This window comes from Microbacterium sp. A20, assembly GCF_004794515.1.
In the GTDB taxonomy this organism is placed as follows: Bacteria; Actinomycetota; Actinomycetes; order Actinomycetales; family Microbacteriaceae; genus Microbacterium.
On sequence record NZ_SSDF01000080.1, the window covers coordinates 169,600 to 180,714 of the forward strand.

Consider the following 11,115-nt stretch of genomic DNA (forward strand, 5'->3'; position numbering starts at 1 on the left):
CCGCGCGCCGGGCGGACTCTTCGCCCGGGTAAACTGCTTGTGACACCCCCCGCCTGGCCGCAAGGCCGACGACCCCCGAGGGAGCCGCGTATATGCTGATGCTCCTCGCCGTGTTCCTGCTCGGGTCGCTGTTGATGCCCGTTCTGGTGCGCTGGCTCGGAGCTCAGGCCTTCGCCATCGCCGCCCTCGTCCCGGCTGCCGCGTTCGTGCATGCGCTGGTCATGACGCCGCAGGTGCTCGACGGGCCGGTCCCGTTCGAGTCGGTCGAGTGGATCCCGCAGCTCGGGCTGAACCTGTCCATGAACATGGACGTGCTCGGGTGGGTGCTCACGCTGATCGTCACGGGCGTCGGCGCCCTCGTGCTCCTCTACTGCCGGTGGTACTTCTACGAGGACTCTGCCGGCGTGGGTCAGTTCGCCGGGGTGCTGCTCGGCTTCGCGGGGGCGATGTACGGCCTCGTGCTCACCGACGACCTCGTCATGCTGGTCATGTTCTGGGAGGTGACGAGCATCCTCTCGTACCTCCTCATCGGTCACTACCGCCGCCGTGCGGCCAGCCGCCGTGCGGCACTGCAGGCCCTGCTCGTGACCACGCTCGGCGGACTCGTGATGTTCGTCGGTGTCGTAATCCTCGTGGTCGACACCGGAACGTCCAGCATCCGGGAGATCCTCGAGATCGCACCGACCGGTCCTGCGGTGGATGCCGCGATCGTCATGCTCCTGATCGGCGCGATCAGCAAGTCGGCCCTGTTCCCGTTCCACTTCTGGCTTCCCGGCGCGATGGCCGCGCCCACTCCGGTGAGCGCGTATCTGCACGCCGCGGCGATGGTGAAGGCCGGCATCTATCTGATCGCGCGATTCGCTCCGATCTTCGCCTTCAGCGCTCCCTGGCGTCCGATCGTGATCACGCTCGGCATCCTGACGATGCTGATCGGCGGCATCCAGGCGCTGCGCGAGACCGACCTCAAGCGCATCCTCGCGTTCGGTACGGTCAGCCAGCTCGGCTTCTTCGCGATCGCGGTCGGATACGGCACGCAGGCGGCGGCGCTCGCCGGACTGGCGCTCGTGATCGGGCACGCCCTGTTCAAGTCGGCGCTCTTCCTGATCGTCGGCGTCATCGACCGCCAGCTGTCGACCCGTGACATCACCGAGCTCTCCGGCGTCGGGCGGCAGGCGCCGGTCATGGCGACGGCGGCATTCATCTCCGTGGCGTCGATGGCCGGTATCGCGCCGACCATCGGGTTCGTCGCCAAGGAGTCCACGCTCACGGCTCTGCTCGACGACGCCCAGGGTGGTTCCCCGTGGGGTCTGGTGGCCCTGATCGGCGTAGTGCTCGGTTCTATGCTGACCGCGGCATATGGCGCGCGCTTCCTCTGGGGAGCCTTCTGGAAGAAGCGCGACGACCAGGGCCAGCTGCCCGACACCGCCTGGCCCGATCCGCCGGTCGGATTCCTGTCGGCACCGATCATCCTCGCCGGCGTCACGCTCGCTGCGGGCATCGGGGCTCCTGCGCTCGACACTGCCCTGCAGGGATACGCCCTCACCGCGACCCCCGGGCTCGACCACGCGGGCGAAGCCGTCGAGGGACCGGGGCATCTCGCGCTGTGGCACGGCCTCGAGCCGGCCCTGGGCATCTCGATCCTGTCGATCCTGCTCGGCATCGGGCTGTTCCTGCTCACCCGCAGAAAGGGCTGGGATCGCCGACCGCGCGTCCTGCCCTTCACCGCCGCCGACGCGTACTACCTGGTCATGCGCGGCATCGACCGTCTCTCGGTGCTCAGCACGACCCTCACGCAGCGCGGCTCGCTGCCGGTGTACGTCGGCACCATCTTCGTGGTCTTCGTCGCCGCGGAGGTCACAGCCCTCATCGCCAGCGACATCGATCGGTACAACCTCTCCGCCTGGCACACGCCGGCGCAGATCGTGGTCGCCCCGATCATGGCCATCGCCGGGGTATTCGCCGTCCGGGCGCAGAAGCGCTACACGGGCGTCGTGCTCGTCTCGGTCACGGGGCTCGGGATGGTCGTCCTGTTCGCGACGAGCGGCGCACCCGACCTGGCGCTCACGCAGATCCTCGTCGAGACGGTCACGATGGTCACGTTCGCGCTGGTGCTCCGCCGCCTCCCCGCGCGGATGGGCGAGCACAACGCCTCGGTGGGGCGGGTCCCCCGGGCGCTCCTCGCGATCGGCGTCGGCGTGACGATGGCCTTCGTCGCGGTCGTCGCCACGCAGTCCCGCATCGCCGATCCGATCTCGGAGGTCTTCCCGCAGATCGCCTACGAGATCGGTCACGGCAAGAACGTCGTGAACGTGGCCCTCGTCGACCTGCGCGGCTGGGACACGATGGGCGAGCTGTCGGTGCTCGTGCTCGCCGCGACCGGCGTGGCCTCGCTGGTGTTCGTCACGCACCGGGCCGACCTGCTCGCCGCGACCAACAACCTGCCGAAGGCGACGCGCAAGGCCGCACGCAGCCGTCCGCTCGTCGAGACGACCGAGGGCATCCGGTTCCAGAACTCCGAGAACGAGAGCAGCCCGCGGGCGTGGCTCGTCGGCGGCCAGAAGATGAAGCCCGAGAACAGATCGATCCTGCTCGAGGTCATCGTCCGCATCCTCTTCCACACCATCATCGTGGTGTCGATCTTCCTGCTGTTCTCCGGGCACAACCTCCCGGGCGGCGGCTTCGCGGGCGGACTCGTGGCAGGCATGGCCCTGGTCATGCGCTACATCGCCGGAGGACGCTGGGAGCTCGGTGCCGCCGCCCCGACGGATGCCGGCCGACTTCTCGGAACCGGCCTCATCCTCGCCGTGGGCACAGCCGTCGTCCCGCTCTTCTTCGGACTCGCGCCGCTGACGAGCACGTTCTGGGAGTGGGAGATCCCCGGCATCGGGCACATGGAGTTCGTCACCTCGACCATCTTCGATGTGGGCGTGTACCTCGTCGTGATCGGGCTCGTCCTCGACGTGCTGCGCAGCCTCGGGGCCGAGGTCGACCGGCAGGCGGCGCTCCGCTCGACCCCCGGCCCTGAAGGCTTCCTCTCGCGCGGAAGGGGGAGCAGCTGATGGATGTCTCGCTCACCCTGATCGTCATCATGGCCATCCTCTTCGCGTGCGGTGTCTACGCGATGCTGGAGCGCAGCCTCACCCGTGTGCTGATCGGCTTCCTCCTGCTCGGCAACGCCACGAACCTGCTGCTGCTGATCGTGATGGGCGTTCCGGGCAATGCGCCGTTCTTCGGCACCGAGGGCGAGATGAGCGACCCGCTCCCGCAGGCCCTCACCCTGACCGCCATCGTGATCACGTTCGCGGTCTCGGCCTTCCTCCTCGCCCTGATCTACCGCTCCTGGCAGCTCGGTCAGGCCGACACGGTCGAGGACGACGAGGCCGACATCGCGCTCCGCGAGCGCACCGACGCCGACGAAGACCTCATGGACGACGAGTCCGAGACCGACGAGGACGAGGCGACCACCGACTTCGTCGGTGTGCAGACCGCACCGATCACGGTGCTGCACATGCGCGACCACCCCGCCATCCACGACGATGCGCCGTTCGATGCGCCCACCGGCTGGGGAGACGAACACTCTTCGGGCCCCGCCGAGAGTGATTCGAGCACCCCCGACGAACCCCACGACCACGACGAGAACGAGGAGGGCCGCCCATGACCTCTCTCGTTCCGCTCCTCGTGGCTCTGCCGCTCCTCGGAGCCGCCATCACGCTCGTGTTCGGCCGGAACGCGCGCCTCCAGGTCGTCGTCACGGTGGCGACTCTCGCCGCCGTCTCGGTGATCGCCGCCGTCCTCCTGGTGGTCGTCGACTCCGGAGACCCGCTCGCGGTCTCGGTCGGCGGGTGGCCGGTGCCGTTCGGCATCGTGCTCTACGTCGACCGGCTCGCGGCGCTCCTGGTGCTCGTCTCGAGCATCGTGCTGCTCGCCGTGCTCCTCTTCTCGATCGGCCAGGGAGCCGCGGACGGAACCGACGAGACCCCGATCTCGATCTTCAACCCCTCGTACCTGATCCTCGCGGCCGGCATCTTCAACGCGTTCATCGCGGGCGACCTGTTCAACCTCTACGTCGGCTTCGAGATCCTGCTCGTCGCCTCGTATGTGCTCATCACCCTCGGCAGCACCGAGTCGCGCATCCGCACCGGCGCCGTCTACATCGTGGTCTCGCTGGTGTCGTCGATCCTGTTCCTGGCGTCGATCGCGATGATCTACGGCGCACTCGGCACGGTCAACATGGCCCAGATCGCCGAGCGCATGTCGGAGCTGCCGCAGGAGACGCAGCTCGTGCTGCATCTGATGCTCGTGGTGGCGTTCGGCATCAAGGCGGCCATCTTCCCGGTGTCGTTCTGGCTGCCCGACTCGTACCCGACCGCCCCCGCGCCGGTCACCGCGGTGTTCGCGGGCCTGCTGACCAAGGTCGGCGTCTACGCCCTCATCCGCACCGAGACCCAGCTCTTCGCCTCGAACAGCATCGACACCCTGCTGCTGATCATCGCGCTCGCGACCATGATCGTCGGTGTGCTGGGCGCGGTCGCGCAGGCCGAGCTCAAACGAATCCTGTCGTTCACACTCGTGAGCCATGTCGGGTACATGATCTTCGGCCTCGCGATAGCGACACCCGCCGCGATCGGCGCGACCGTGTACTACATCGTCCACCACATCGTCGTGCAGACGACCCTGTTCCTCGCGGTCGGACTCGTGGAACGACGAGCCGGCAGCACCTCGATCCTGCGGGTCAAGGGACTGCTCAAGGTCGCACCGGTGATCGCCGTGCTGTATTTCGTGCCCGCGATCAACCTGGGTGGGCTCCCGCCCTTCTCCGGATTCATCGGCAAGTTCGCGCTCTTCGAAGCGGCAGCATCCGTCGGCACGCCGATCATGATCGTGCTGATCTTCGGCGGCATCGTCACCTCGCTGCTGACCCTGTACGCACTCATGCGCGCCTGGAACCTCGCCTTCTGGCGCGAGGAGGAGGACTCCACCGAGACCGAGGGGCGCATCTCGTACCTCGGCAACGCGCCGGCCGCCGACGAGCAGCAGGAGCGTCGTCGCATCCCGAAGATCATGACGGTCGCCACGGCGGGTATGGTCGCGGTCACCGTCTCGCTCACGATCTTCGCCGGACCTCTGTACGCGCTCTGCGACCGCATCGGCGCCGCACTGCTGCAGCCGGTCAGCCTCGTGCAGCTGCAAGAGGAGGTGGGCGGATGAGACGACAGACCAAACGCCACCTCTGGCGCGACATCCGGGTGCAGCTGCCCTTCCTGGCCTGGCTCGTCGTGCTGTGGATGCTGCTGTGGGCGCAGTTCACCGTGCTGTCTTTCCTCACCGGACTCGTCGTCGCGATCTTCGTGACCCGCGTCTTCCGGCTGCCGACCGTCGAGCTCTCCGGCCGGATCAACATCGGCTACGCCGCGCTGTTCGTGGTGCAGTTCCTGTTCGCGGTGCTCAGCGGAGCCATCTCGGTGACCGTGCAGGTGTTCGACTTCCGACGCCAGCCGGGAACGGCGATCATCGCGGTGCCGCTGCGCTACGCGGACGACCTGGTCATGACGCACGTCGCCGTCGTGTCGTCGCTCATCCCCGGCTCGCTGGTGGTCGAGACCGATCGCGACAGGCGCATCCTGTACCTGCACGTGATCGGGGTCAGGAACCTCGACGACGTCGAGAAGCAGCGCGCCGGAGTTCTGCGTTGGGAGCGACGGGTCGTGCGGGCTCTCGGCGACCCCGCGCAGTACCGTGCGCTCAAGGCCGACCAGCGCGCCGGCCTGACCGGATCGACGGGAGGCGCCCGATGAACATCCTGCTGCTGCTGATCATGGTGGTCTTCGGCATCGCCGCCATCCTCACGCTGATCCGCATCGTCCGCGGGCCGTCGATCCTCGACCGCGCCGTCGCCTCCGACGTGCTCCTCACCGAGGTCATGTGCGTGCTCGGAGCGGAGATGGCCATCAACGGGCATACCCGCAACATCCCCGTGCTCCTCATCATCGCCGCGATCGGGGTGTTCGGTTCGATATCCGTCGCCCGGTTCGTCGCGAGAAGGGACAACACGACCTCATGAACATCCTCGGTTTCATGATCCCCGATCCGGTCATCGACGTGGCCGTGCTGGTGCTCATCCTGCTCGGTGCGCTGCTGTGCCTGTCGGCCGCGGTCGGGCTGCTGCACTTCCGCGACGTGCCGTCCCGTCTGCACGCGGCGACCAAGCCGCAGGTGCTCGGCCTGCTGCTGATCTGCATCGCGATCGCCCTGTCGCAGCGGTCGATCGGCGGCATCCTGCTGGGGTTCGTGCTCGTCGCCCCCGTCGTGCTGATGCAGTTCGCTACCGCCCCGCTGTCGGCGCACATGGTCGGTCGGCAGGCCTACCGCAACGGCACCATCGAACAGCGCGGTCTCGTCGTGGATGAGCTCGCCGAATCGAAGCAGACTCCTCCCGCCGCCGGCTGAGCTACCCGCCGAGTTTGCCTCAGGAACCCGCGCGGGATCAGGCAAGCGCGCGGGATCAGGCAGTTCGGCGCAGAAACAGCCTGAATCGGAGCGGTTGCCTGTTCTCGCGTGAACACCTGCCGCGACAAGCCCGCGCGAGCACGGTCCGAGCGTCAGAGACGGGCGGCGAATTCGTGGATCAGGCGGGCGGCGGGCTCGGAGTCGCTGATGAGCGTGCCGTGGCCGTGATCGGGGATGACTTCGAGCTTGGCCCCGGGGATCGCGTCGAGGATCTCCCGGCACCAGCTCATCGGGGCGAGCGGGTCGTCCTCGCCGCGCAGTACCAGCACCGGGCACTCGATGCGGACGAAGGCGTCCTCGGGCTCATGCACGACGGTGGCACGGATCTTGCGGATCAGGTGCGGGCCCCCACGGAGGTACTCCCGGGCGCCGCGCCAGATCACCAGCGGCCGCTCGCCGACCAGGTCGGTCAAGAGGTAGCGGGCCTGAGACGCGATGTTGCGCGCCGCCTTGTTCACGGTGGGTCCTGCCAGCACGACCCCTTCCACCAGCGAGGGATGCCGAGCTGCGAGTTCCGCCGCGATCTGGCTGCCCATCGAATGGCCGATCACGACCACCGGGCCCGAGTCCACGTGTTTCAGGTATGCCGCGACGAGGTCGGCGTGGCGTTCCATGGTGAACGTGCGCTCCGGCTCGGGTGCCTCGCCGAAACCGGGAAGGTCCAACGCGATCACCCGGCCGTCGAGCCGCTGCACGACGTCGAGATAGACGCTCCGCCCCATGCCGATGCCGTGCAGCAGGAGGTAGGTGTGCGGGCCTTCGCCGAACGTCTCGGCGATCAGTGTGGCGCCGGAGTGCTCGAACTCGAGGAGCGTGACGGTGGTGCCCTTCGGGGCGAGGTAGCTGGATGGCACCCACCCACGGTATCGGAGCAACCTGCGCCGCCCCTTCAGGACGGCGCAGCGCACCGGTCAGCCGGCCGGCGACAGGATCAGCGTGTCCACCGTCGAGCCATCCACCGCCTTCGCGGAATATGCCCACGGCTTCTGCACCCCGACGGCCCAGTCGGCGGTCTGGTCGGTGTAGTGCTCGTGGAACGCGTGACCCGAAGCACCCGTGAGGTGGTTCCAGGTCGAGGCGTCGAAGTCGGACAGGTCGATCACCATCCGCATCGACGGCACCGTCGTGGTGGCATACGAGACGCCGAGCTCCCACCCGGTCGCGTTCACCACCGATGCTCCGCCGCCCACCGGGTACGGTCCGCGGTTGAAGAGGGCCTCGATGGGCGCGATCCCCGAGGTACCGAGCGTGTCGCTGGTGAGGGTGATCGCGTGCAGGTCGCCCCAGTTCCACCGCGCAGGGACGTCACCCTGCAGGGACACGAGTTCGTCGTAGGCCTCCTCGGCGGACAGGGCCAGCATGGCGTCCATCCCGTCGACGTCGATCTTCGGGTTGCTCCAGAGCGGATCGGACGGGTCGTCGAGCATGTCGGCGACGACGGTGAACAGGCGTGCCTGCCCGTCGATCGGGAGTGGCTGCTCGCGCTCGCCGAAGATGTTCTGCACCAGGTTCGACCAGAGCACGTTGGCGTAGGCGGCCGCGGGCGAGGATGCCGTGTTCTGGGCGTCCCAGGGGAGGAGGAGGTCCACGGCCTCCCGCACGTCCGCCCGGCTCACGTCCACGTCGGCCATGGCGGACGCCAACTGCGTGCCGATCCACATCTCGTCGTCCATCTGGATGTCGCGCATGTCCTGTGCGGTCAGCGGGGCGACGGCCGCGTGTCGCTCGATCAGGTGCGCGATCCGTGCTGCACGGTAGCCGTAATCCCAGTCGCGGGAGAGGAAGTAGGCGTAGTCGTCGGTCACGATCGCGTTGTTCGCGGTGACGATGTACCCCGAGCTCGGGTTGTACGAGACGGGCAGTTCCTCGAACGGGATGTAGCCCGTCCAGTCGTAGCTGCTGTCCCATCCCGGCTGCGGCATCCATCCGTCGCCGGCACCGCGGATCGGGAGGCGCCCGGGTGTCTGGTAGCCGATGTTCCCCTCGGTGTCGGCGTAGATGAGGTTCTGCGCGGGTACGTCGAAGAGGGAGGCGGCGTAGCGGAAGTCGTCGAAGTCCTGCGCGGTCGAGAGGGCGAAGATCGCCGTCGCGGTCGTGCCGGGGTCGAGGGCGGTCCAGCGCAGGCTGACGGCGTATTCGGCGTCGTCCTGCCCGGCGGGCGGGGCGGCGGGCGCCTCGGTTCCTTCCGCGAGTGCCGGCTCCGGGTCATCGGCGATCGCGGTGAAGTCGTCGGTGAGTCCCGAGATGATGGGCCCGTGCACGGTCGAGCGGATCGTCAGCTCGATGTCGTCGCCGCCGGCGACCTTGATCGTCTCGGTGCTCTGCTCGAGCGGGACCAGTGCCCCGTCGCGCCAGTACTCGTCGCCGACCACCCGCTCGACGTAGAGGTCGGTCACGTCGGTCGTGAGGTTGGTGAACCCCCACGCGACGTGCTGGTTGTGGCCGATCACGATGCCGGGAAGCCCGGAGAAGGAGAATCCGCCGACATCGAACGGGCAGGCATCGTTCACCGTCGAGCACTTCAGTTGCACCTGGTACCAGACCGACGGCAGCGAGGCGCCGAGGTGCGGGTCGTTCGCGAGCAGCGGCATGCCCGTCTCGGTGAGGTCGCCGGAGACGACCCAGGAGTTCGACCCGATCCCCTCGCCGACGTCCCCGACGAGTTCGCTCGCGGCTTCGATGACGCTCGAGGTCTCCTTCCACTCGATCGTGGTGGTCGCCTGCTGGATCCCGTCGTCCGATTCGGTCGGAGTGTACGCGGTCGGTTCGGCGCCGGTGTCGAGTGCGGGCACCGACGAGATCTTCGGGACGATCACCGGGTTCTCGTCGAACGGGTACTCGGGGTAGAGCTTCGCGAGCAGCTCGCCGGTGTCGACCGCCTCGCCCGCATCGTCCGCACCGGCGGTCAGCTCGGCGGCCAGGAGGGAGCGTTCGGTCTCATCCTCGATGTTGCCGCGCAGATCCCAGGCCATGGCCTTGAGCCAGGCGACCGAATCGGCGGGCTCCCACGGCTCGGGCGCGTAGTCCGGGTTCTGAATGCCGAGAACGGCATATTCGAGCGAGAGCTCCGCGCCGGATCGCGTGGCGAGGTACGCGTTGACCCCGTCGGCGTAGGCCTCGTAGTAGCCGAGCGTGGTGTCGTCCATCGCCTCCACCTCGGCTTCGGCGACGGCGCGCCAGCCGAGTGTGCGCAGGAACGCATCGGTCGCCGCCTGGGATTCCCCGAACATCTCGGCGACGCGCCCCGCGGTGACGTGCCGGCGGAAGTCCATCTCGAAGAACCGGTCCTGGGCGTGCACGAAGCCCTCCGCGTAGAACAGGTCGTCGGTCGAGTCCGCGGTGATCGTCGGGATGCCGCGGTCGTCACGCTGCACCGTGACCTCGGCTTTCAGACCGTCGAGCTCGATGGCGCCCGAGGTTTGCGGGAACGACCGCTGGATCGTCCAGGTCACGACGAACGCGGCAGCGACGGCGATCACGATGATCCCGGCCACCACGAGGAACGCGATACGTCCGATGCGAACGCCCAGTGAGGGGCGAGAAGGTACGGCGGACTCCTGCGAATCGGTCATCATCGTCGAGAACTCTTTCGGGTAGACAGGTGGAACTCAGTCCCACCGAGCCCCAGTGCGCGTTTCAGGGTCGCGCCCTCGCATCATATCGGCCAGAGCGCTCGCCGCGGGGCTCCACGACGATCGCTCGGACGTGCCCGATGAGGCTGGACTGCAGGAACTGCACAGACCGCGGGACCGTTCGGTTCCCATTCAGGTGAATGTGTTATGTTACCCGTTGCGCTACGCGCGAATAGGGGACGATGCGGAGGCTCGGCGCGAGAGTGTCGGGGCTGCCGGTATCGGCCGCATCGAGTGGTGGGGGAACCACGGTGGTCGAAGGAGGGTGTGATTTGTTGGGCATGGATGGTGCGCTGGAACGGCGTTCGGTGAGTGAAGACGTCTATCACCGGCTGCGGGATGCGATCGTCAGCGGCGAGCTACGGCCGGGCGAACGGATTCGCGATTACGAGCTCGCGGCGGATCTCGGGACATCGAAGACGCCCGTGCGGCACGCGCTGGCGCGGCTCGCCGAAGGGGGACTCGTCGAGATGCAGCGCAACCGCTACACGCGGGTGGCGCCTCTCGACCTCGACCAGATCCGAGACGCGATCGCGCTCTTCGGCGACATCTGGATCGGGTCGGTACGCCATGCGATGCCGCTGATCCAGGCCGACGACGTCACGTATCTCGTCGACCTCACCGAAGACATGTCCGCCGCGGTCCTGAATCAGGATGTCCTCGAGTTCGGGGGAGCGCTGCGCGCCATCACGATCGGTTTCGCGCGCATCGAGGGCAACTCCACGCGCGTGAGCGTCATCGAGTTCCTCGGGCCGCAGATCCGCCGCTTCTCGCAGCACGCACGTGGCTCGTTCGACTGGGCGGCCGTCGAAGAATCCACCATCGCCATCCGCGAAGCCGTTCGCCAGCGCGACGCCGGCGCCACCCGCGCCGCCATCGTGACGCTCTTCGATTCGGTGCTGCCGAGCATCATCGATCGCACCGAGGAGCTCGACCGCACCGAGGAGCTCGACCGCACCGAGGAGCTCGACCGCAC

The 11,115-nt window shown here is 67.9% G+C and carries 9 protein-coding genes; 7 read left to right on the plus strand and 2 right to left on the minus strand.

Annotation, left to right across the window (positions count from 1 at the left end; translation table 11 throughout):
- The first annotated feature begins 92 nt into the window (after window positions 1–92).
- The 6 genes from DW298_RS11545 to mnhG are packed head-to-tail and all read left to right on the plus strand — an operon-like array spanning window position 93 to window position 6,447.
- The gene (locus DW298_RS11545) at window positions 93–3,059 is read left to right on the plus strand and encodes a Na+/H+ antiporter subunit A (RefSeq protein WP_136042613.1); all 2,967 of its coding nucleotides are present in this window, start codon (window positions 93–95) and stop codon (window positions 3,057–3,059) included.
- Window positions 3,059–3,658, plus strand: coding sequence for a Na(+)/H(+) antiporter subunit C (locus tag DW298_RS11550; protein ID WP_136042614.1), 600 nt, complete (start codon window positions 3,059–3,061; stop codon window positions 3,656–3,658). The genes DW298_RS11545 and DW298_RS11550 overlap by 1 nt, the downstream gene beginning before the upstream one ends.
- Window positions 3,655–5,208 (plus strand): Na+/H+ antiporter subunit D, encoded by a 1,554-nt coding sequence (locus DW298_RS11555; protein ID WP_136042615.1) that lies wholly within the window; start codon window positions 3,655–3,657, stop codon window positions 5,206–5,208. Before DW298_RS11550 ends, DW298_RS11555 begins: the two co-directional genes overlap by 4 nt.
- On the plus strand, window positions 5,205–5,795 hold the full coding sequence (locus DW298_RS11560; protein ID WP_136042616.1) for a Na+/H+ antiporter subunit E: 591 nt from the start codon (window positions 5,205–5,207) through the stop codon (window positions 5,793–5,795). The genes DW298_RS11555 and DW298_RS11560 overlap by 4 nt, the downstream gene beginning before the upstream one ends.
- Window positions 5,792–6,061: a monovalent cation/H+ antiporter complex subunit F gene (locus DW298_RS11565; RefSeq protein ID WP_136042617.1), complete on the plus strand. Its 270-nt coding sequence runs from the start codon at window positions 5,792–5,794 to the stop codon at window positions 6,059–6,061. The genes DW298_RS11560 and DW298_RS11565 overlap by 4 nt, the downstream gene beginning before the upstream one ends.
- Entirely contained in the window at window positions 6,058–6,447 is a 390-nt protein-coding gene (gene mnhG, locus DW298_RS11570) for a monovalent cation/H(+) antiporter subunit G (RefSeq protein WP_136042618.1), read from the plus strand. The genes DW298_RS11565 and mnhG overlap by 4 nt, the downstream gene beginning before the upstream one ends.
- Before the next feature lie 152 nt (window positions 6,448–6,599).
- Here mnhG and DW298_RS11575 read toward each other — a convergent pair whose 3' ends face one another.
- Window positions 6,600–7,361 carry an alpha/beta hydrolase gene (locus tag DW298_RS11575; protein ID WP_168429467.1) on the minus strand — a complete coding sequence of 254 codons (762 nt, stop codon included), beginning with the start codon at window positions 7,359–7,361 and terminating at the stop codon, window positions 6,600–6,602.
- A 57-nt stretch (window positions 7,362–7,418) separates the two neighbouring features.
- A complete protein-coding gene (locus tag DW298_RS11580) occupies window positions 7,419–10,079 on the minus strand; it encodes a penicillin acylase family protein (protein ID WP_136042630.1) in 2,661 nt (886 codons plus the stop codon).
- A 368-nt stretch (window positions 10,080–10,447) separates the two neighbouring features.
- On the opposite strand from DW298_RS11580, the gene DW298_RS11585 reads away from it, so the two are divergent.
- Window positions 10,448–11,115: GntR family transcriptional regulator (locus DW298_RS11585; RefSeq protein ID WP_240745111.1), on the plus strand; the 668-nt coding region annotated here is incomplete at its 3' end.